General features: G+C 64.8%; 23 protein-coding genes. 18 read left to right on the forward strand and 5 right to left on the reverse strand.

Annotated elements, in window-relative coordinates:
* The first annotated feature begins 162 nt into the window (after positions 1 to 162).
* From CEY08_RS05755 to CEY08_RS05800, 10 genes are all read left to right on the forward strand, one after another.
* Positions 163 to 849, forward strand: a complete 687-nt coding sequence (locus CEY08_RS05755; RefSeq protein ID WP_042795848.1) for a hydrolase — start codon at positions 163 to 165, stop codon at positions 847 to 849.
* A 114-nt stretch (positions 850 to 963) separates the two neighbouring features.
* Positions 964 to 2,553, forward strand: a complete 1,590-nt coding sequence (locus CEY08_RS05760; RefSeq protein ID WP_042795847.1) for an MFS transporter — start codon at positions 964 to 966, stop codon at positions 2,551 to 2,553.
* Between the two features lie 81 nt (positions 2,554 to 2,634).
* Positions 2,635 to 3,384 carry a pirin family protein gene (locus CEY08_RS05765; RefSeq protein ID WP_076816868.1) on the forward strand — a complete coding sequence of 250 codons (750 nt, stop codon included), beginning with the start codon at positions 2,635 to 2,637 and terminating at the stop codon, positions 3,382 to 3,384.
* Positions 3,381 to 3,641 carry a XapX domain-containing protein gene (locus tag CEY08_RS05770; RefSeq protein ID WP_042795845.1) on the forward strand — a complete coding sequence of 87 codons (261 nt, stop codon included), beginning with the start codon at positions 3,381 to 3,383 and terminating at the stop codon, positions 3,639 to 3,641. Before CEY08_RS05765 ends, CEY08_RS05770 begins: the two co-directional genes overlap by 4 nt.
* Before the next feature lie 128 nt (positions 3,642 to 3,769).
* Positions 3,770 to 5,656 carry an amidohydrolase gene (locus tag CEY08_RS05775; protein WP_076818065.1) on the forward strand — a complete coding sequence of 629 codons (1,887 nt, stop codon included), beginning with the start codon at positions 3,770 to 3,772 and terminating at the stop codon, positions 5,654 to 5,656.
* Between the two features lie 11 nt (positions 5,657 to 5,667).
* Positions 5,668 to 6,123, forward strand: a complete 456-nt coding sequence (locus CEY08_RS05780) for a DoxX family protein (protein ID WP_042795844.1) — start codon at positions 5,668 to 5,670, stop codon at positions 6,121 to 6,123.
* Positions 6,124 to 6,478: 355 nt separating this feature from the next.
* Positions 6,479 to 7,330 carry a transporter substrate-binding domain-containing protein gene (locus CEY08_RS05785; RefSeq protein WP_076816871.1) on the forward strand — a complete coding sequence of 284 codons (852 nt, stop codon included), beginning with the start codon at positions 6,479 to 6,481 and terminating at the stop codon, positions 7,328 to 7,330.
* Between the two features lie 22 nt (positions 7,331 to 7,352).
* Positions 7,353 to 8,861, forward strand: a complete 1,509-nt coding sequence (locus CEY08_RS30265; protein ID WP_042795842.1) for an amino acid ABC transporter permease/ATP-binding protein — start codon at positions 7,353 to 7,355, stop codon at positions 8,859 to 8,861.
* Positions 8,845 to 10,179 (forward strand): amidase, encoded by a 1,335-nt coding sequence (locus tag CEY08_RS05795; protein ID WP_088607613.1) that lies wholly within the window; start codon positions 8,845 to 8,847, stop codon positions 10,177 to 10,179. The genes CEY08_RS30265 and CEY08_RS05795 overlap by 17 nt, the downstream gene beginning before the upstream one ends.
* A gap of 42 nt (positions 10,180 to 10,221) precedes the next feature.
* Complete coding sequence (locus CEY08_RS05800) at positions 10,222 to 10,623, forward strand: ectoine synthase (RefSeq protein ID WP_063961608.1); 402 nt, start codon at positions 10,222 to 10,224, stop codon at positions 10,621 to 10,623.
* Positions 10,624 to 10,649: 26 nt separating this feature from the next.
* Here the strand turns inward: CEY08_RS05800 and CEY08_RS05805 are convergent, their stop codons facing one another.
* The 3 genes from CEY08_RS05805 to CEY08_RS05815 all read right to left on the reverse strand — a co-directional run bounded on the left by CEY08_RS05805 (position 10,650) and on the right by CEY08_RS05815 (position 13,243).
* On the reverse strand, positions 10,650 to 11,324 hold the full coding sequence (locus CEY08_RS05805) for a GntR family transcriptional regulator (protein ID WP_076816873.1): 675 nt from the start codon (positions 11,322 to 11,324) through the stop codon (positions 10,650 to 10,652).
* 53 nt (positions 11,325 to 11,377) lie between these two features.
* Entirely contained in the window at positions 11,378 to 12,223 is an 846-nt protein-coding gene (locus tag CEY08_RS05810) for an urea carboxylase-associated family protein (protein WP_042795839.1), read from the reverse strand.
* A 96-nt stretch (positions 12,224 to 12,319) separates the two neighbouring features.
* Complete coding sequence (locus CEY08_RS05815) at positions 12,320 to 13,243, reverse strand: LysR family transcriptional regulator (RefSeq protein ID WP_063639536.1); 924 nt, start codon at positions 13,241 to 13,243, stop codon at positions 12,320 to 12,322.
* 164 nt (positions 13,244 to 13,407) lie between these two features.
* Between CEY08_RS05815 and CEY08_RS05820 the strand changes: the two genes are divergently transcribed.
* Together CEY08_RS05820 and CEY08_RS05825 are read left to right on the forward strand one after the other, a co-directional pair.
* A complete protein-coding gene (locus CEY08_RS05820) occupies positions 13,408 to 13,890 on the forward strand; it encodes a VOC family protein (protein ID WP_042795836.1) in 483 nt (160 codons plus the stop codon).
* A gap of 18 nt (positions 13,891 to 13,908) precedes the next feature.
* Positions 13,909 to 14,577, forward strand: a complete 669-nt coding sequence (locus CEY08_RS05825) for a flavin reductase family protein (RefSeq protein WP_076816875.1) — start codon at positions 13,909 to 13,911, stop codon at positions 14,575 to 14,577.
* Between the two features lie 23 nt (positions 14,578 to 14,600).
* On the opposite strand, the gene CEY08_RS05830 is transcribed toward CEY08_RS05825, so the two are convergent.
* Positions 14,601 to 15,533: a LysR substrate-binding domain-containing protein gene (locus tag CEY08_RS05830; RefSeq protein WP_063639133.1), complete on the reverse strand. Its 933-nt coding sequence runs from the start codon at positions 15,531 to 15,533 to the stop codon at positions 14,601 to 14,603.
* Between the two features lie 171 nt (positions 15,534 to 15,704).
* Here CEY08_RS05830 and CEY08_RS05835 point away from each other — a divergent pair, with 171 nt between their 5' ends.
* The 6 genes from CEY08_RS05835 to CEY08_RS05860 all read left to right on the forward strand — a co-directional run bounded on the left by CEY08_RS05835 (position 15,705) and on the right by CEY08_RS05860 (position 20,955).
* Positions 15,705 to 16,616: an amino acid ABC transporter substrate-binding protein gene (locus CEY08_RS05835; RefSeq protein ID WP_042795834.1), complete on the forward strand. Its 912-nt coding sequence runs from the start codon at positions 15,705 to 15,707 to the stop codon at positions 16,614 to 16,616.
* A gap of 93 nt (positions 16,617 to 16,709) precedes the next feature.
* Complete coding sequence (locus tag CEY08_RS05840) at positions 16,710 to 17,456, forward strand: amino acid ABC transporter permease (RefSeq protein ID WP_063961605.1); 747 nt, start codon at positions 16,710 to 16,712, stop codon at positions 17,454 to 17,456.
* A 9-nt stretch (positions 17,457 to 17,465) separates the two neighbouring features.
* Positions 17,466 to 18,155, forward strand: a complete 690-nt coding sequence (locus CEY08_RS05845) for an amino acid ABC transporter permease (protein WP_063639135.1) — start codon at positions 17,466 to 17,468, stop codon at positions 18,153 to 18,155.
* 57 nt (positions 18,156 to 18,212) lie between these two features.
* Positions 18,213 to 18,947 (forward strand): amino acid ABC transporter ATP-binding protein, encoded by a 735-nt coding sequence (locus CEY08_RS05850; RefSeq protein WP_063961604.1) that lies wholly within the window; start codon positions 18,213 to 18,215, stop codon positions 18,945 to 18,947.
* A 5-nt stretch (positions 18,948 to 18,952) separates the two neighbouring features.
* On the forward strand, positions 18,953 to 20,008 hold the full coding sequence (locus tag CEY08_RS05855; protein WP_076816878.1) for a threonine aldolase family protein: 1,056 nt from the start codon (positions 18,953 to 18,955) through the stop codon (positions 20,006 to 20,008).
* 41 nt (positions 20,009 to 20,049) lie between these two features.
* Entirely contained in the window at positions 20,050 to 20,955 is a 906-nt protein-coding gene (locus CEY08_RS05860) for an EamA family transporter (RefSeq protein WP_076816880.1), read from the forward strand.
* A gap of 59 nt (positions 20,956 to 21,014) precedes the next feature.
* Here the strand turns inward: CEY08_RS05860 and CEY08_RS05865 are convergent, their stop codons facing one another.
* Complete coding sequence (locus CEY08_RS05865; protein WP_063961602.1) at positions 21,015 to 21,311, reverse strand: acylphosphatase; 297 nt, start codon at positions 21,309 to 21,311, stop codon at positions 21,015 to 21,017.
* Positions 21,312 to 21,381 lie beyond the last annotated feature (70 nt).

The raw sequence follows: 21,381 nt of genomic DNA on the forward strand, positions 1-21,381 counted from the left end.
TGGAATTCCGCGCTGCGGGTTCTCAGGACCACGGCCTCTCCCTACTATGAACACACCGACAAACAGGGCGTGCCGGATTCTTCCAGATGCACTCCCGGTGGTCGCTGAACCGGCCCTAGCCGACCCTATTCCCCGCTAGTTTTCCTGAAAGAGAGACCTGCCATGTCCGCCAACAAGTACCTCGAAGTCCTGACCCCGCAGAACAGCCAGATCATCTTCATCGACCAGCAGCCGCAAATGGCGTTTGGCGTTCAATCCATCGATCGCCAGACCCTGAAGAACAACGTGGTGGGCCTGGCCAAGGCCGCTCGCGCGTTCAACATCCCGACCACCATCACCACCGTCGAAACCGACAGCTTCTCGGGCAACACCTACCCTGAGTTGCTGGCCGTGTTCCCCGAGCACAAGATCCTGGAGCGCACCTCCATGAACTCCTGGGACGATCAGAACGTGCGCGATGCGCTGGCTGCCAACGGCCGCAAGAAGGTCATCGTTGCCGGACTGTGGACCGAGGTCTGCAATACCACTTTCGCGCTCTGCGCCATGCTCGAAGGCGATTACGAAATCTACATGGTGGCTGACGCCTCGGGCGGCACGTCGGTGGATGCGCACAAGTACGCCATGGACCGCATGGTGCAGGCCGGCGCCGTGCCGGTGACCTGGCAGCAAGTGATGCTGGAATGGCAGCGTGACTGGGCGCGCAAGGAAACCTATGACGCCGTTACCGGCATCGTCAAAGAACACTCCGGCGCGTACGGCATGGGCATCGACTATGCGGTGACGCATGTGCACAAGCTCGAAGAGCGCGTCAAGCACGGCGAACGCATTGGCCCCAACCCCGCTCAGTAACCGCGTGCCGGGCCGCCGAGACCAATGCTCGGCGCAGCCCGGCTTTTGCTTTTGAGTACGGCGGGCGGCGGGACTTTTAGTCCGGAGCAGCCTCGCGCGATCTAGGAGAGTCCCATGCCAGAAATAAAGACCAAAGCGCCAGGCACCTTTGCGCCCTTGCGCCAGTCCGTGTTCGCCGTGCTGTGGGCCGCGACGGTGCTGGGCAACGTTGGGAGTTTCATGCGGGACGTGGCCAGCTCCTGGCTGGTGACGGACCTGTCGGCCAGCCCTACTGCCGTGGCGCTGATCCAGACGGCTGCGACGCTGCCGATATTCCTGCTGGCGATCCCGGCGGGCGTGCTTTCCGACATCCTGGACCGCCGCCGTTTCCTGATATTCGTGCAGGTCCTGCTTGCCTGTGTCAGCGGCACGCTGCTGCTGCTGTCGCACTTTGGCGCCCTGACCGTCGACTACCTGATTGCGCTGACCTTCGTCGGCGGCATCGGCGCCGCCCTGATGGGACCGACCTGGCAATCCATCGTCCCCGAACTCGTGCCGCGCGAAGAGCTCAAGGGGGCTGTCGCGCTGAATTCGCTGGGCATCAATATCGCCCGGGCCATCGGTCCGGCGGCTGGCGGCTTGATCCTGGCCAGCTTTGGCGCGGCGGTCACATATGGAATGGACGTACTGAGCTACGTGTTCGTTATTGCGGCGTTGCTGTGGTGGAAACGCCCCGCGACCGTCGATAGCGCGCTGTCGGAGAACTTCTTTGGGGCGTTTCGCGCGGGGCTGCGTTACACGCGGGCCAGCAAGGAACTGCATCGCGTGCTATTGCGCGCAGCCGTCTTCTTCCTGTTCGCCAGCGCCGTCTGGGCGTTGCTGCCCTTGGTGGCACGGCAGATGTTGGGCGGCTCGTCGGGCTTCTACGGCGTGCTGCTGGGCGCGGTAGGCGCGGGCGCGATCATCGGCGCGCTGGTCATGCCCAAGCTCAGCGCCCGTCTGAATGCCGACGGGCTGGTGCTGGCGGCCTCCGTGGCCAGCGCGGCGGTCATGGCCGTGCTGGTGTTTGCGCCGCCCCAATGGCTGGCCGTGCTGATGCTGGTCTTTTTGGGCATGGGTTGGATCACTGCGCTCACCACGTTCAACGGCGTGGCCCAGGCCGTACTGCCAAACTGGGTGCGCGGCCGCGGATTGGCGGTGTACCTGATGGTCTTCAACGGCGCGATGGCGGCCGGCAGCTTGGGCTGGGGCCTGGTCGCGCGGGAGATCGGCGTGCCTTACGCCTTGGCGGTAAGCGCCGCCGGCTTGGTCGTGGTGGCGCTGCTGTTCCACCGTGCCCGCCTGCCCATTGGTGAAGCGGACCTTCAGGCCTCGAACCACTGGCCCGAGCCGCTGGTGGCCGAGCCCGTCGCCAATGACCGTGGGCCGGTGTTGGTGCAGGTTGAGTACCGCATCCGCCAGGAGGATCGGCCAGCCTTTCTCGACGCCATGAAACGTCTGTCGCAAGAGCGGTTGCGCGACGGAGCATACGCGTGGGGAGTCGTGGAACATACCGGCGATCCGCAGCGGGTGGTCGAGTGGTTCTTCGTGGAATCCTGGGCCGAACACTTGCGCCAGCATCACCGGGTTTCCCACGCCGACGCCGATCTGCAGGCCGAAGCGCTGCGCTTTCACATAGGTCCGGACAAGCCCGAAGTGCATCACTTCCTGGCCCTCAAGCACTGACGGACCGCGGCGGGAGCTAGCTCATGAACCACACGAACCATGTCGCCACGATTTGCCATTGCCCGACCTGGGAGACGCGCGATGATTGAGCGCCGCCCTCTTGCAAGCCTGGGCCATGCCCGCCGCGGCTGGCTAGACGTGAAGCATCATTTTTCCTTCGCCAATTACCAGAATCCCGCCCGCATGCGCTGGGGCGCGTTGCGCGCATGGAACGACGAAACGATAGCGCCGGGCGCGGGCTTTCCTCCCTCGCTGCATGCGGACATGGAAATCATTACCTGCGTGCGGGAAGGGGCGCTCACTCATGAAGACGACCTGGGCAACCGGGGGCGCACGAACGCTGGCGAGGTGCAGGTCATCAGCGCGGGCAGCGGGGTTACGCATGCCGAGTTCAATATGGAAGGCAGGCCCGCGCACGTGTTCCAGATCTGGATCGAGCCGGACCGTCGCGGCGCGCCGCCTAGCTGGGGCCGAAAGTCCTTTACCCGCGAAGCCAGCAGGGGGCGGTTCCTTACGCTGGCCAGCGGCATCGACGGCGACGAAGACGCGTTGCCCATCCGCAGCGATGCGCGGGTACTCACCCTGGCGTTGAAGGCGGGCGAAGCCGCCATCTATCGGTTCGCGGGAGGCCGGCGTCGCGGCTATCTGGTTGCCTCCAAGGGCAGGTTGGAAGTCAACGGCGTGGAGATCGGCCTGGGCGACGGCGCTGCCATCCGCGACGAAATCGACCTGCACCTGACGGCCCTGGACGACGCCGAGGTCCTCCTGGCCGATACGCACGCCGGAACCCCATCCACTCACCACCTATTGATATCGCGAGGACGCGCATGAAAATCTATCTGCTTTCCCTGGGCGCCGGACTGCTGGTCGGCGTGGTCTACAGCTTGCTGCAAGTCCGTTCGCCCGCGCCGCCGCTCGTGGCGCTGATCGGCTTGCTCGGCATCCTGGTTGGCGAACAGGTCATTCCGGTGGGCAGGCAGCTGCTCAACGGAACGCCTTTCGTCGCCGCCTGCGACAAGGAAAAAGCCGTGGCCCACGTGTTCGGGCAACTGCCCGGCCGCCAGCCCCGGGATAAAGAACAAAGCTGAACCTGTCCCTGCACCCAAGGAGACCTCGTATGCCTACCCGCCGCGACCTTATCGGTGTAGCTTCCGCCCTGGCCCTCAACGGCATGTTGGGGCGCCACGCCATCGCCAGTTCCCAAGGAGTTCCCGCCATGTCCAACGCAACACCGGATGTCATCTTCCATAATGGCCGCATCACCACGCTGGACCGCGCCAGGCCTCAGGCCAGCGCGGTCGCGATCAAGGACGGCAGGTTCGTGGCTGTCGGCACCGATGCCGAAGTCATGGCGCTGGCCGGCACAGGCACGCGGGTCATCGACCTGAAGCGCCGAGCGGCCCTGCCTGGCCTGTTCGACAACCATACCCATGTAGTGCGCGGCGGCCTGAACTACAACATGGAGCTGCGCTGGGATGGCGTGCGTTCCCTGGCCGACGCCATGGCCATGCTCAAGCGCCAAGTCGCCATCACGCCCGCGCCGCAATGGGTGCGCGTGGTGGGCGGCTTCACCGAGCATCAGTTCGCCGAAAAGCGCTTGCCCACCATCGAGGAGATCAACGCCATCGCGCCCGACACGCCGGTGTTCCTTCTGCATCTGTACGACCGCGCGCTGCTCAACGGCGCCGCGCTGCGCGCGGTGGGCTATACCAAGACCACACCCAATCCACCCGGTGGCGAGATCATGCGCGATGCCCAGGGCAACCCCACGGGGTTGCTGCTGGCCAAGCCCAACGCGACCATTCTGTACGCTACGCTAGCCAAGGGCCCCAAGCTGCCCTTCGACTACCAGGTCAATTCCACGCGCCATTTCATGCGAGAGCTGAATCGCCTTGGCGTTACCGGGGTGATCGACGCGGGCGGCGGCTTCCAGAACTATCCGGACGACTATGCCGTCATCCAGAAGCTGGCCGACGACAACCAGATGACGGTGCGGCTGGCCTACAACCTCTTCACGCAGAAGCCCAAGCAGGAAAAAGAGGACTTCCTCAACTGGACGTCGAGCGTGAAATACAAGCAAGGCACCGATTATTTCCGGCATAACGGCGCGGGCGAAATGCTGGTGTTCTCGGCGGCGGACTTCGAGGACTTCCGCGTCGAGCGTCCGGACATGCCGCCGGAAATGGAAGGTGAGCTGGAAGAAGTGGTGCGTGTGCTTGCGCAGAACAAGTGGCCGTGGCGCTTGCATGCCACTTATGACGAGACCATTGCGCGCGCGCTGGACGTGTTCGAGAAAGTGCATCGCGATACGCCGCTGACCGGGCTGAACTGGTTTTTCGACCACGCAGAGACCATCTCCGACAAATCGATCGACCGCATCGCCGCCTTGGGCGGGGGCATTGCCGTGCAGCACCGCATGGCCTACCAGGGGGAGTATTTCATTGAGCGCTACGGCGCAAAAGCCGCCGAAGCCACGCCGCCTGTCGCCAAGATCCTGCAACGCGGCGTAAAGGTTTCAGCTGGCACCGACGCGACCCGGGTTGCTTCCTACAACCCCTGGGTGTCCTTGTCCTGGATGGTCACGGGCAAGACCGTTGGAGGCACTCGCCTCTATCCCGCGCGCAACTGCCTGGACCGCGAGACGGCGCTGCGCATGTGGACCGAGAACGTGGCGTGGTTCTCCAACGAGGAAGGCAAGCGCGGCCGCATCGAACCGGGCCAGCTTGCCGATTTCATCGTGCCGGACAAGGACTACTTCAGCTGCGCGGAGGACGAGATTTCGTTCTTGACGTCGGACCTGACGGTGGTGGGCGGCCGGGTGGTGTACGGCGCGGGCGAATTCGCGCCGCTGGACGACAACCCGCTGCCACCTGCCATGCCCGACTGGTCGCCTACCCGGTTGTTTGGCGGCTATGCTGCCTGGGGCGATCCGGACGGCGCCGGCCGCAACTCGCTGGGCTACCGCAATATGGCGGCCTGCGCGTGCGCCAGCTCCTGCGGTCTGCATGGACATGACCATGCCCGGGCCTGGGCATCGAATGCGCCCAGCTCGGACCTGCAGGGTTTTTTTGGCGCTCTGGGCTGCTCTTGCTGGGCCGTCTGAGGGGACAGGCAATGAATGCTCCCTTCCAGTGGGAACGGCGGCTGGCCGACCGGGCTCGTCCGCTGTTCGGCGCGGCCGCGGTCCGCTTCCTGGCTTATCTGGGGCTGTGCGCCGCTTACCTCCAGGGAGGCTTGGTGAAGCTCACCGATTTTCCCGGAGCGCTGCGCGAAATGGCGCACTTCGGCCTGTCACCCGAGCCGCTGTTCGCCGTGCTGGTGATTGCGTTGGAGCTGGTGGCCTCCATCATGATCCTGGCCGGCCGGCTGCGTTGGCTGGGCGCCTTGGCGCTGGCGGCCTTCACGCTGGTGGCGACGGGCATCGCGTTGCGCTTTTGGGAAATGCCCGCGGGGCAAGAGCGCTTCATGGCGGCCAACTCGTTTTTCGAGCACCTGGGCCTGGCGGGCGGCTTGCTGTTGGTGGCGTGGCTGGATCTGCGGGTATCAAAGTCCGGCGGCGCTGCGTCCTGAGAGATAAGGGCCAGTCCGGATAGCGGCCTTTGGCCGAAGTCCCTGGCCCTTGACTGGCTGCGTAGAGACGGCCATTGCTCGCCTTGCGCGAGCCATTCCCCTACTTGGCACGATCCTGGGCGATCGGGTTCCGATCGCCGTCATTGCGCGCGCCTGTTCGTCGTGCGGCGGGCACGGGCCGACTGCCGGGAATCTGCCGCACCTGGCGAAAACGCTAGGGAAAATACCCATATCCGCTGTGTTCGCGTTGCCGGAAAATCGCAAAAATTGTTCAACAATCCTGATGCGAAAAATACCTCCCGGTATAGGCAGATTCAGTCTGGTCGCGGCTCTCAGGGCGTTCCAAGGGAAAAACATGCTCACTCAGATTCTGGTGGCGTCGCGTCGAGGCGTCGCTCACGCGCTGGCCGCGTTCATGTTGTGCACGGCAACTCCCGTGGTGTTTGGCGCCGGCACCATCAAGGCAGACAGCCTGACCATAGGTTCCGATCTCACCTACCCGCCCTATGCCTATATGGAAGGCGGAAAGCCCGCAGGTTTCGATGCGGACTTCTCCCGGCTGCTGGCGTCCAAGCTGTCCCTGCAGCCCGTGTTCGTCGACACGCGCTTTCCCGACCTTATCCTGGGCATGCGGGCGCGCCGGTTCGATACCGTCGCGTCGGCGCTTTACGTTACGCCTGAGCGCACCAAGTTGATCGATTTCATTCCTTACCTGAAGACCGGTGCATCGCTGCTGGTGCTGGCCAGCAGCCAGTACGCCCCTGCGGGGCCGGAGGCGCTCTGCGGCAAGCGTGTGGCCTCAATCAAGGGGGCTTCGTGGACGCCGAAGCTGCAGAAGGTCTCGCGCGAGACTTGCATGCCCAAGGGCCAGGGAGAGATCAAGGTACTGGAATTTCCGACCTCTCCCGAGGCGATGATGGCGCTGCGTTCGCAGGCGGCGGACGCGATGATCGAGGACGCCGCGGTGGTGCACGGCATGCTGACGCAGTCCAAAGACAGCTTGAAAGTGACTTCGACTTCCCTGCTTTATCCGATCGTGATCGGGCTGGGGATCAACAAGGAATCGAAAGAACTGCAGGGCGCGCTGAACGGGGCGCTGCAGCGCGCACGCGACAGCGGCGAGTACCAGGCGCTGTTGGCGCGTTACGGGCTGGAGGAACCGTCCGCCGCGGAAATCCAGGCCGCCCTGGCGGGTCCGGCGCGTTAACGCCGCGACAGGATCCGCGACCATGCATTTCGACTGGGACTATGCCGTCAGCCTGCTCTGGGACACCGACTTCTGGAAGGCGTGCTGGGTGGTGGTAAAGCTGAGCACGGCAACGTGGGTGATAGGCGTAGCGGCGGGCTTTCTGCTGGCGCTGGGCAAGCAAGCGAAGAACCCTTTCATCAGCCGTCTGGCGGGTCTGTACATCTGGTTCTTCCGCAGCCTGCCGCTTTTGGTGCTGCTGGTGTTCATCTACAACCTGCCGCAGGTATTCCCCGCAGCAGGTGCGCTATTGTCGGACCCGTTCTACGCCGGGCTGACCGCCTTGGTCGTGAGCGAAACGGCCTTCATCGCCGAGATCCACCGCGGTGGCATCCTGGGCGTGCCGCGCGGGCAGATAGAGGCGGGGCGCGCGTTGGGCATACGCTATGCCGGCATCCAGCGCATGATCGTGATTCCGCAGGCACTGCGAATCGCCCTGCCCGCCTTGAGCAACGAGTTCATCACGATCGCCAAGCTGACGTCGTTGGTCTCGGTAATCTCGCTGGCAGAGATACTGCTGGTAGGCCAGCGCCTGTACACGCAGAATTTCCTGGTGTTCGAGACCATGCTGGCCGTGGCGTTGTACTACGTGCTGATCGTCACGCTGTTCGACAAGCTGTTGGGCTGGCTGGAGTCGCACATGAACATCTTGCGGCGCGCGCCCAAGCCGCTGGCATTGAACGAAGAAGCGCGGCGGCAGATACAGGAAGGACAGTCCGGACCAGCACTGACGGCCACGGGCGACGCGCCCGCCCTGGAAGTGCGGCAGGCCCGCAAGCGCTTTGGTGACCATGAAGTGCTCAAGGGCATAGACCTCACGGTCAAGGCCGGGGAAGTCATCAGCATCATCGGTCCGTCCGGTTCGGGCAAGACGTCTTTGATACGAACCTTGAATGGCTTGGAGACGCTGGACGGCGGCGAAGTGCTGTTGCATGGCAAACCCTTCCTGGGATCGTCGCGGACCGGTGCGCAGGCGGGGCCTGGCGACCGCATCCTCGATATTGGCATGGTGTTCCAGAGCTTCAACCTGTTTCCGCACAAGACAGTGCTGCAGAACGTCATGTTGGCGCCGCAATACCACGGGCGCGGCAACGCTGAGGTGTTGCGCCGCGAAGCGCTGGTGCTGCTCAACAAGGTGGGCATGCTCGATCACGCGCACAAATATCCGCATCAACTTTCGGGTGGCCAGCAGCAACGCGTGGCGATCGCCCGCGCGCTGGCCATGCGCCCTTCCATCATGTTGTTTGACGAGCCAACGTCGGCACTGGATCCGGAGTTGGTCGCCGAAGTTCTCAAAGTGGTGGAAACGCTCGCGCGCGAAGGCATGACGATGCTGATAGTGACGCATGAGATGGGGTTCGCGTTCAAGGTGTCCGATCGCGTGGTGTTCATGGAGGGTGGACGCGTGCTGCTGGACGCGCCGCCGGCCGAGGTGTTGGCAAGCGCGGACCCGCGCGTCAAGGACTTTCTAAGCCATGTCCATGTTTCCTGAACGGCGCGACGTTGCGCTGCGCGCGGTGTCCGCTTGCCTGGAACGGGCGGCGGCCGACCCCGCGAGCGCCGCCCTGGCCATGGTGTCGCGCCGCGACGAGGTTGCGTTGGCCGAAGCGCGGGCGCGCGACGCTTTGCGCGCGCTAACTCCGGACGACGAGCCCCTGGCCGGCATGGTGCTGGGCGTCAAGGCCTGTTTCGATGTGCGGGGGTGGACGACGCACGCGGGTTCGCGGGTGCTGGCCGACGCGCCGGCGGCCAGCAGGGATGCCGCGCTGGTGCGTGGGCTGCGGCGTGCGGGAGCGGTTCTGCTGGCGCAGAACAATATGACCGAGTTCGCCTATGGCGCGCTGGGACTGAATGGCCGGTTCGGCACGCCGTTGTCGCCGCTGTTGACCGATGTGCCGCGCGTCGCCGGAGGCTCCAGTAGCGGCGGAGCGGTTGCGGTGGCACGGGGCATGGTGACCGTAGCGCTAGCCTCGGATACGAGCGGGTCGGCACGCATTCCCGCGGCGTTTTGCGGTGTCGCGGGCTTCAAGCCGTCCCAGGGGCGATACGAGGACGCGGGCATGATGTTTCTGTCGCCTACCTTCGATGTGCCCGGCATCATCGCTGCAAGCGCCGCTCAATGCCTGCGTGTGGACAAGGTGCTGGCGCCATGGGATACCGCGGCGCCTGCATCGGGCGACTGTGGCGCGAAGCCGCTGACAGGCAGGGTGTTCGTGGTGCCGGACCATGTAGAGGAGCTGCTGGACGCGGACGTCAGGACCGCCTTTGCCATATGGTTGGAGCGCCTGATGGAGGCCGGCGCTGTGCTGCGCCGCATACCGGTGCCTTGTCTGGCGCAGGCTGGCTGCGTGGCGCGGGACGGCGGCATCATCGCGGCCGACGCCTACGCCCTGCATGCGTCCCGTTTGGCGGCGGACGCTGCTCGCTACGATCCTCGCGTGGGACCACGCATGTTGTTGGGGGCGCAAGTGCCGGCGCACGTCTATATCGCTGCGCAACGCCGGCTGGCGGAATTGCGCCGGGAGTACGACGATGCTGTCGCAGGCGCGGACGCCGTGTTGACGCCGACGGTGCCCATGCTGCCTCCGCCGGTCGCGCTGCTGGCTGACGACGACATCTATCTACGCGAGAACGCGCGCGCATTCAGCCTGACGGAATTTGCCAATCGCCTGGACCTGCCCAGCATTTCCTTGCCAGGCGGTCTGGCGACGCCGAAGGCCGTGGGCCTGATGGCGACCGGCCTGCGTCGCGGCGATCGAGCCTTGTTATTGGCAGCCAAGCAGATTGAGGATTCCCTCGGATCCTCGTGACGCAGACATCGACTTTCATCCAACCGTTCTCGGATCCCATCCATGATAGTTATCCACAGCGACGAACTCACCAACACCGAACGCCACGCCCGCGGGCCGGGCTGGGAAAGCAGACGCATGATCGTCAAGCGCGACGGCATCGGGTATTCAGTGCATGAAACGCGAGTCTTCGAAGGTGCAGAGCTGCACCTGCACTACAAGCATCATTACGAGGCAAACTATTGCATGGAGGGCGAAGGCGAGGTGCTGGACGTGGCCACGGGCGCCACGCACGCCATACGGCCGGGCACCTTATACGCCTTGGACAAGAACGATCAACATGTGCTTCGGGCAGTGAAGGGCGATCTGCGCCTGGTTTGTGTGTTCAATCCGCCGTTGAGCGGAGAGGAAACGCACCGGGAGGACGGCAGCTATGCCGAACCTGTAGCAGACGCGCGCGCCTAGGGCCTTGTCGACCTGTGCGGCGCGTCCTACTTGGACTGTTGCTTCAGGCGCGTCAGTACGGCCATCAGCGTGCGTTCGGAGTCGTCGAGATAGTCAGCGAGCGCTTGTGCGGCCAGGTCGCGCCGGCCCTCCACCAATAGGCCGTGGATGCGGCGCTCGCGTTCGATCCAGTCGGGGGTCTGGATAAGGCTTTCATCGACCTCCGATGCAAATACCAGGCGTAGCTGTGCACAAAGCGTGAGGAAGAACTCGTCCAGCAGACGGCTGCCGAGCTGCGCGACGATATGCTGGTGCACCTGCAGGCTCAGCGTGCCGACATTGCGCCATTTCTTCCTGGCAAGCGCGCGTTCGGCCGCATCAATGGCTGTGAGCATCTTGTCCAGCAACGCAGGCTGCAACGGGAGGCTGCCGGAGATGGCCTGCAGTTCCAGGGCGCGGCGGGCCGCGTAGATCTCGCGCAGATCCTTGCGTTCCATGCGGCGGACCACCACCCCCTTATGGCGGATGAATGTTGCCAGCCCTTCGCGGCCCAGCTGGTGCAGGACTTCACGGATGGTGTTGCGCGACGCGCCATAGTCAGCGGCCAGATCGACTTCGACCAATTGCGTGCCCGGGGGCAGCTTGCCTTCCATGATGTCATCGCGCAGCTGGTGGCTGATGCGTTCGGCGATCGAGATTCCGGTGTCGCGTTCGGCGGGCATGATGGCATGGGCTCCTTGCAAGGCGCCGCGGCGTGGCCGGGCGCCTCTTGTTGTTATTTCCACTCGACCCTTTCAGGGTGCAGTCCGTGGACGCCCTTATACGGTGAAACCTCGGGCGGTGTCCAGCCTTGCAGCAGGGCTGGGTCCAACGCATAGACCTCCACGCCCAGAGGGCGGCATACGTCGATGGGATCGCGCGCATCGGGGCCCCACATTGGCACGGACAAATCGCCCCCGGGGCAGGTCGACATCGCGCAGAGCAGGTCCATCTCGGCAAAGAACTCCAGGTAGTCGCCTGGCTTGGCCGGACATGCCTTCATGAAGTATTTGTCGTCGTCGTTCAGTCCGGTGACCTGGAACACGTTGAGCACATCATGGACGTCGAATTCCGTTAGGCCATGCGGCGCCACGGCGCGTGTCAGATTGGAATGGCAATGGAAGTGGAAGTCCTCGCCCGTTAGCAGCTTGTTGACGTAGGGGTCGCAACGCGTGCCCAGCAGATCGTGCACGCGTCCGCCATCGCTGTCCTTGCCGTAGCCGGCCAGCGTGTCATCGGTGATCGTGACCATGGGGCGCAGGTACGGCAGCGTGGACCAGATGCGGTCGTGCGTGCTGACATGTGCCTGCTGCAATTGGCGGGTCCGGGACGCCCACATGCGTTCGCGCGGATTGTGCAGGTTCCACATATTGAAGTCCGCCACTTGTGGGCCTTCGAGCGTGACGATGCGAAAGACATGGCCAGCGGGAACCTTCCAGGCAAATCCGCTGCGGATAGGAACGATGTGCGATTCAACGAGTTTGCGTTGCGCTGGGTCGGCGACGAGTGTCCGGTAGAAATCCCGGTCCACATTCAATACCGAACCCTTGCTCACCTGGTACGCCGCGGGGTAATTCGACATGTCCTGCCTCCTGAAAACGCTCCTGGATCCGATGCCAGGATTGTTGAACAATTGTGAGGCAGTATACAGGAGAGAAACAGGCCGGGAACCCTCTTTTTATGGGGTCGAGAGAGCTTCGGGAGGCGTGCCGCAGACCTGCTTGATGGTCTGCCGCAGCCACCGGTGCGCGGGGTCGCTGTCCAGCCGCGGGGGCCAGGCCTGCACGAGCGTGACCGGGCGCATCGGCACCGGGACCTGGAAGGCGTGCAGCTTCAAGCCCAGGCGTTCGACGCCGGGCATGAGGTTTTCGGGCATGGATGGCAGCACCAGGTCGGAATCGGCCAGGGCGAAGATGGCGGCATGGAAGGTGGGCGTGATCAGCGAGACGTGGCGCGCCAGCCCGAGTTCTTCCAGGGTGTCGTCGATCGGTCCCCGCGCACGTCCGCGGCGCGACACGCTGACATGGTCATAGGCGCAGAAGCGTTGCGGGGTGATGGGCGCCTTGAAGATAGGATGCTCCTTGCGCGCCAGACCGCAGAAGGCGGTGGTGAACAGGGTCTGCACCTTGATGTCGGCGCCGAATTTCTGGGAAGAGCCGATATAGAGGTCGGCATCGCCGCTGAGCGCGTCGGCGTCATGATTGCCCTCGGAGACGAAGCGCAGCACGGCGCGCGGCGCATAGCGGCGCAGGTGCTCGCGCAGCCGGCCGCCGTAGCCCCCGACGAAAACGTCATTGGCGCGCAAGGTGAAGACCCGCGTCAGGGTCGCCAGATTGACGTCCTCGCCGAAGGCGGTAAAGACGGCCTGCGCCTGTTCGATCACGTGACGAACCTGGGCATGTAGCGCCAGCGCCCGGGGCGTGGGCGCCAGGCCGCGACCGGAGCGCACCAGGACAGGGTCGCCGACGGCTTCCCGGATGCGCGCCAGGCTGCGGCTCATGGCGGGAGTGCTCAGGTTCAGCCGGCGCGCCGCGCCGACGACGCTGCCTTCCTGGATCAGCACGTCCAGCGTCAACAGCAGGTTCAGGTCTAGCGGTTTCATGTGGCCAAGCATAGCGCGGCGGGCAAACGAGGCGGCCATTCCAGGGTTGCGTCTTATGCACTTCTGGATTGCGCCGGGCGGCATTCCTCGGCGTTGCGTCCGGGACCAAGATTCGAGCCGTGGCCGCGCGTGGATGCGGGCCGATGAAAACCAAGGAGAGACAAATGGCGCTGGAAGTTCTGGAACTGCATCATCACGCCGTGCGCATGTCGCTGGACAAGGTCGCGGCCATGGGCGCGTTCTATGGAGACGTGCTGGGACTGGACACGGACCGTGGCCGCTGGGAGATTCCGGGCATCGCCGGGTACTTCCTGGACATGGGCAATGACTGCCAGATCCACCTCCTGGGCAGCGACGGCCCCTCGCCCTATTCCCAGGGCCCGGGCTGTGATCCTGTGGAAAACCACGTGGCGCTGGCCGTGCGCGATATCGCGGCGGCCGAGACGGAGCTGCAGCGCCTCGCCGTGGACTACTGGAAGCTGGACAACGTCGCGGCGCCCGAGCTCATGCAGCTGTTCCTGCGCGATCCGGTGGGCAACCTGATCGAGCTGCATCAGATTGGCCGCTGCCGCTGCAAGCGCAGCGACCGCGCCTTTGCCGACGCCAAGGCCGCGCAAGGCGCCGCGCCCACGCAGGGCCGGGGTTGAGGGGCCTGGGGATAAGCCATGTTCATCGATCTGAATGACCTGGCGGGCCCGGCGCGCTACAAGCTGCTGACTGCGGCCATCGTGCCGCGGCCCATTGCCTGGATCGTGTCGCGCGACGCCGCAGGGACGACGAACGTGGCGCCGTTCTCGTTTTTCAACCTGATGTCCGGCGATCCTCCGCTGATCTGCGTCGGCATCGGGGTGCGCGGCGACGCGCCCAAGGACACGGCGCGCAACATCGCCGAACGCGGGGAGTTCACGGTGAGCCTGGTTTCCGCGCCGCAGGCAGGACGCATGAATGTGACCGCCGTGGATTTTCCGGTGGGCGTGGACGAGTCCCGCGAAGCCGGCCTGGAGCTGTCACCATCACGGCGTATCGAAGTGCCCTGGGTGGCGCAGTCTCCGGTGGCGTTCGAATGCCGCGTGCATGAATTGATGCGCATCGACCGCCGCAGCCTGATCGTCGCGCAGGTGGCTGCCATGCACGTGCGTGACGACGTGGTGGCGGACCGGGAACACCTGTATTTGAATGGCCCGGCGATGGACCTGCTGGCGCGCCTGCACAACCCGGGCTGGTACTGTCGGCCGCAGGCGGACTTCCAGATGCCCCAGCTGACGCTGGCGCAATGGGAAGCGCTGAAGCAGTCCGGGGAGGCCGAGCGGTATCTGGAGCAAGGCAAGATCTAGAACGGGAAACGCCCGGGCGGGCGTCACCGCCCCGGCCGCGCCTTCAGGTCCCCCATCTCTTCCAGCATGAGCTGGTGCGCATAACGTGAAAACACGCTGACCAGTCGTGTGCGCGTATGGTACGGCGGGTAAAGCAGCGCCACCGTCACGGGCACGGCGGGGCTGAAGGGGCGGATTTCAACGTTGTGCGCGGCGTATTCCTCGCGCGCGGCCAGCGGGTTGATGAGCGCCACCCCCAGGCCCGCGCCCACCAGGGCGCAGATGGACGAACCCAGGCCGGCTTCGGCCACGATCTGGCGTTCGATCTTGGCCGACTTGAACACGGCGTCGATCTTTTCGCGCAGGGGTGTGCCGCTGGTGAAGGCTACGAACGGCTCGCCGGCGAAGTCGGCGGGCTTGAGCTTCTTCAGCCTGGTCAGGCGGTGGCCCTTGGGCACCACCGCCACGCAACTCATCGTCAGCACGGGTTCGACCTGGATGCCTGGGGAGTCTCCCGACAGCATGGCCAGCCCCGTGTCGCAGAACCCCGAACTGATCCAGTTGTGCACCGTGCTGGCATTGCCGGAATGGATGGACACCATCACGTCCGGATACTCCGTCTTGAAGGCGGCGACGATGCGCGCCAGCAGGCCGCCGGCCAGCCGCGGCATGGCGGCCACACTCAGGCGGCTGGCGCTGAACGAACGGATGCTGGCCGCCGCCGATTCCAGGCCGGCCAGGCCGATGAAGGTTTTCTCCACTTCCTGAAAGAAGCGCGATCCGTCCTGCGTGGGGGTCAGCCGGCTGCCATTGCGGTCGAACAAGGCGAACTGGGTAATGGCTTCCAATTGCGCAATTAAGCGGCTAACGTGCGGCTGCGAGGTGTGCACGCGCCGCGCGGCGGCGGTCATTGAGCCGGTCATCATGACGGCGCGGAACGCCTCGATGTGCCTCAGGCCCATCCGTGGAATGGCCATGTCAAATCCGTATAGAGGAATACTCGATTGGAACTGGATAAAACCATACCGCTAGTTGATACTTTTCGCCAGCCGCGGGGCTCATCGCGGGACGAGGCGGTCTTCAGCCACGCTGGAGCCGCTGATCGTGAACATAAGCATGCGCCGCTCGAACGGCGCCAAGGGAATCAGATGAAAGCACTTGCTGCGATCTCCGTCGCCGCGGCCCTGCTTGGCAGCGCCGCATCCGCCCACGCCGAAGGCCCCAGCCGCCTGGACAAGATCAAGGAAACCGGCGTGATCACGCTGGGCCATCCGGAGACCTCGGTCCCCTTCGCCTATCTTGACGGCAACCAGAAGCCGATCGGCTACACGGTGGAGATCTGCCAGGAAGTCGCGCAATACGTGAAGGCCGCGTTGAAGCTGCCGAAGCTTGAGGTTCGCTACAACCCGACCACGTCGGCCACACGCATCCCGCTGCTGGCCAACGGCACCATCGACCTGGAATGCGGCAACACCACCAACAACCTCGAACGCCACAAGCTGGTGTCGTTCGCGCCCACGACCTTCGTGGCACAGGTGGTGCTGGTGGCGCGCAAGGACGGCGGCGTCGACCCCAACAACCTGGAGTCGTTCCGCGGCAAATCCATTGCCGCGCAAGCCGGCGGACAGACCTTCCGCCTGATCTCGCAGCTCAATGCCAAGGGCAACCTGGGCATCACCATGGCGCCCACCAAGGACACGGCCGAGACGATCCTGATGGTGGAGTCGGGCCGCGCCGCGGGTTCGGCCAACGACGACGGCATTGCCTATGGCGCGGTCGCTTCGTCGAAGAATCCCGACGCCTTCGTGATCGGTACCAAGGGGCTGGAAATGGCGCCCTACGGCATCATGGAACCCAAGGACGATCCCGCCTTCAAGAAGGTAGTGGACGATGCCGTGCGCGACCTGATCAAGTCGGGCAAGGTAGCCGCCATCTACGACAAGTACTTCAATTCGCCGATCCCGCCCAAGCAGATCAACCTGAAGTACCCCATGAGCGATGCCCTGAAGCGCGCGCTGGCCAATCCGACGGATTCCGGCGACCCCAAGGCGTACGAGTAAGCAGGCTGGCGGCGGGGCGCGGGGCGTCCCGCTGCCGCCGGGCCAGACGCCGGCCGCCAGCCGCGCGGCCGGCATCGCCATCAAGGGACGGGCATGAATTACAACTGGAGTTGGAGCGTCTTCCTGGATATGTCGCCGGACGGCGTGCATACCTTCCTGGAGACGATCTGCATCGGCGTGGGCTGGACATTGGCGCTGGCCCTGAGCGCATGGGTGTTCTCGCTATTGCTGGGGTCGTGGCTGGGGGTGATGCGCACGGCCAGTTCGCGCCTGATGAATGCGCTGGGCGCAACCTATGTAGAGGTGTTTCGCAACATCCCGCTGCTGGTGCAGATGTTCCTGTGGTATTTCGTGCTGCCGGAATTGCTGCCGCATGCCTGGGGCCTGGCGATGAAGCAGATGCCGCAGCCTTGGGGCCAGTTCGTGCCCGCCGTGCTGTGCCTGGGGTTTTATGGGTCGGCACGCGTGGCCGAGCAATTGCGCGCAGGCATACAGTCCCTGCCGCGGGGCCAATTCCAGGCGGGCACCGCCCTGGGCCTGACCGAGGCGCAGGTGTATCGCTACATCATTCTGCCGGAGGCGTTCCGCATCGTGCTGCCGCCGCTGACCTCCGAGTTCATGGGCACCATCAAGTATTCGTCGGTGGCACTGACGATAGGGCTGTTGGAGCTGACGGGCCAGGCCCGTTCGATGGCGGAATTCAGCTTCCACATCTTCGAGGCATTCTCCGCGGCCACGGTGATCTACCTGATCATCAACGGCATGGTGGTGCTGGGCATGCGCATGCTCGAGCGCCATGTCGCGGTGCCCGGACTGATCGGTTCGGCGAAAAGGCCCTAGGGAAGCGACATGGGCAAATTCGATTTCGACGTGATATGGACAGCGCTGCCCTATCTGTTCCAGACGGGCATGACGTTCACGCTGACACTGACGGTGCTGGCCGCGGTAATGGGCCTCGCGCTGGGCACGCTGCTGGCCATGATGCGGTTATCGCGGTTCAGGATATTGTCGGTGCCGGCGGGCATCTACGTGAACGTGATGCGTTCGATCCCGCTCTTGCTGGTGATCTTCTGGTTCTATTTCCTGGTGCCCTACATTGCCGCCTGGGTGGTGGGTTCGCCCACGCCGCTGCGCGTGGGGGCGTTCAACTCGGCCGTGATCACCTTCACCTTGTTCGAGGCCGCGTATTTCTGCGAAATCATGCGCGCGGGCATACAGTCGATCGCGCGCGGCCAGGTGTCGGCCAGCATGGCGCTGGGGCTGAACCACTGGCAGGGCATGCGCTACGTGGTGCTGCCCCAGGCGTTTCGCAACATGCTGCCGGCGCTTCTGACGCGCATCATCATTCTGTTCCAGGACACCTCGCTGGTGTATGTGCTGTCCTTGACCGACTTCCTGGGCGCGGCCGCCAAGATCGGTCAGCGCGACGGGCGCCTGGTTGAGCTCTATCTGTTCGTGGCGGTGGTGTATTTCGTGATCTGCTTCACGGCGTCCCGCCTGGTCAAGCTGCTGGAAAAGCGCACGCGGGTGCTGCGCTAGCGCGGCCCTTCCAGTTATCCACAGGTTTCAACGATGCAACTCTCTTCCACTCCCTCGATGATCGAGATCAGGCAGGTCAGCAAGTGGTACGGCGATTTTCAGGTGCTGGACGATTGCTCCACCACCGTCGGCCGCGGCGAGGTCGTCGTGGTCTGCGGCCCTTCGGGTTCCGGCAAGTCCACGCTGATCAAAACCGTGAATGCGCTGGAGCCCTTTCAGAAGGGCGAGATCCTGGTCAACGGCATTTCGGTGGGCGATCCGCGAACCAACCTGCCCAAGCTGCGCGCGGTGGCGGGCATGGTGTTCCAGCACTTCGAGCTGTTCCCGCACTTGTCGGTGACCGAGAACCTGTGCCTGGGCCAGCTCAAGGTGCTTAAGCGCGGCAAGGAAGAAGCCCGCCAGCGCGCGCTGGCGTTGCTGGAGCGCGTGGGCCTGTCGGCGCACAAAGACAAGCATCCCGGGGAATTGTCGGGGGGCCAGCAGCAGCGCGTGGCAATCGCGCGCGCGCTGTCCATGGACCCTGTGGTCATGCTCTTTGACGAGCCGACTTCGGCCCTGGACCCGGAGATGGTGAACGAGGTGCTGGACGTGATGACCGACCTCGCCGCAGAAGGCATGACGATGATGGTGGTGACCCATGAAATGGGGTTTGCCCGCCGCGTCGCCGACCGTGTGATCTTCATGGACGGCGGCAAAATCGTGGAGGACTGCGACAAGGAGCAGTTTTTCGGCGATGTGGAGGAGCGTGCGCCGCGCACGCGCCAGTTTCTTTCCAAAATCCTGCAGCACTGATAGCCATGAACCAGACCTCTTCCGCCGCCGCGCACGCACCCGTCGACCTGCGCAGCGACACGGTCACCCATCCCACCGCGGCCATGTACGAACGGATGCGCACCGCCCCCATTGGCGATGACGGCCTGGACGGCGACCCCACCGTGCGCGAGCTCGAGGCCTATGTGGCCGCGCAGCTGGGCAAGCAAGCCGGGCTGTTCGTGCCCAGCTGCACCATGGCCAATCTGCTGGCGGTCCTGGCGCAGACGCAGCGCAATGAACAGGTCGTGCTGGAGTCGGCCGCGCACATGTACACGTCCGAACGTGGCGCCGCCACGTTCACCGGCGTGTTTTACCTGGGCGTGCCGGGGACGGACGGCGCCATGGACCTGAACCGGCTGGAAGAGACCTTGCTGCCCGGCGGCCACAGGCTGAAGACCGCGTTGGTGACCATGGAAACCTCGCATAACAATGCCGCCGGCGCGGTGCTGCCGCTGGATCACATGCAGGCGGTCCGCAGCCTGGCGCAGGCGGCCGGCGCCCCCGTGCATCTGGACGGCGCGCGGCTGTACAACGCGGCCGTGGCGCTGGGTGTGGCGGCGGAGGAAATTGCCCGCCATGCCGACACGGTGTCGCTGTGTCTGTCCAAGGGCTTGAGCGCGCCGGTGGGCGCGGTTCTGGCGGGCAGCCAACCCGTGATGGCTCGTGCCCGCGTACTGCGCCGCATGCTGGGCGGCACGCAGCGACAGTCGGGCATCATGGCCGCGGCCGGACTGGAAGGCGTGCAGACCATGGGCGGCCGGCTGGTCGAAGACCATGCGCGCGCACGCCGCCTGAGCGTGGGCGTCAACCGGCTGGGACCGGCCATCTCGGCGACCGAACCGCAGACGAACATCGTGCAGGTCGAAACCGCGGGCACCGGCTTGAGCAATACGGAGTGGGTAGCGGCGCTGCAGACGGCGGGCCTGCTGGTGCGCCCATGGGGCCGCACGCGGCTGCGCTGCGTGACTCATCGCCACATCGGCGACGCGGACATCGACGCGGCGGTGCTGGCCTTCGAAACGGTGCTGAACGGCCGCTGATCTGCTCCGTTCCCCGGGCGGCGCCGATGCGATAATGCCGCATGACCACGACCCATCTTTCCCGAAAAGACTATCTCTGCGCACTGGCGGTCGTGGTCATCTGGGGCACCAACTTCGTCGCAATGAAAGTCGGCATGCGGGGCTTATCGCCCATGCTCTTGGGCGCTCTGCGGTTCGCGCTGGCGGCCTTTCCATTGATTCTCTTCGTGCGCGCGCCGCGCTTGCCGTGGCGCTGGGTCGCGGCCTATGGGCTGGTCCAGGGCCTGGGCCAGTTCGGGCTGTTGTTCACCGCCTTGAAATTCGGCATGCCGGCCGGCATGGCCTCGCTGGTCATCCAGACGCAGGCTTTTTTCACGCTGCTGCTGGCGGCCCCCATCCTGCATGAGCGCGCGCAACGCCATCACTGGATCGGGCTGGGCGTGGCGGCGCTAGGGCTGGCGGTCATTGCCGGCGGCCGCGGTGAAGGGCCGGGCCAGATGACCATGCTGGGCTTCGTGCTGACCTTGGGCGGCGCGTTCATGTGGGCGGTGTCCAACATTATCGTGCGCCTGGCCAGCCGCAAGTCGCCAGGCTACGACCCGTTCGCCTTCATCGCCTGGAGCAGCGCCGCACCGGTGCTGCCGTTCCTGTTGCTGGCCGTGCTGATCGACGGGTGGGAGCCAGTAACGGGCATGATTCTCGGCATGGGCTGGGGCGAGATCCTGTCTGTGGTGTACCTGGCGGGGCTGGCTACGTTGCTGGCCTACACCTTGTGGACGCAGTTGCTGACGCGCCACGCCGCCGCCAAGATCGCGCCGTTTTCGCTGCTGGTTCCCGTGGTGGGCTTGTGGGCCGCGTCCGTGGCCTTCGGCGAACGCCTGGAGCCCATGCAATGGCTGGGCGTGGCCGGCGTGCTGGCGGGCCTGCTTTTCAATCAGCTGGGCGGCCGCTGGCTGCGCACGCGCTGAGCCCTCCGCCCGCATCGGCCGAGCAGACTAATCCATAACGGCGAACAGACGCGTCGAGCTCACAATTGCTCGAAACGGATGTAACGCTTATCGGTGTACTCCCGGCGGGTGGTTATTTCCTGCACGCTGGCTCCCGGCGGGCCGCGCCGCAGCCATTCCAGCATGTGATCGACCTGGTCGGCGGTGCCCTGCACCATGGCTTCGACCGTGCCGTCCGGCAGGTTCTGCACCCAGCCCTTGGCGCCCAGCATATGGGCGCGCCGGACCGTGGCGTGGCGGTATCCCACACCCTGCACGGTGCCGGTGATCGTGACGTGCACGGTCTCGATATGGGTATCGGCTTTAGGGTCTTGCATCGATTCTCTCTCGGATGAGGCGCCGCACGCGGCGATGTACGTAGGCGGTAATGGCTACGGCGGATGGTCT

The sequence above is a fragment of the Achromobacter insolitus genome (genome assembly GCF_002209555.1).
In the GTDB taxonomy this organism is placed as follows: Bacteria; Pseudomonadota; Gammaproteobacteria; order Burkholderiales; family Burkholderiaceae_B; genus Achromobacter; species Achromobacter insolitus.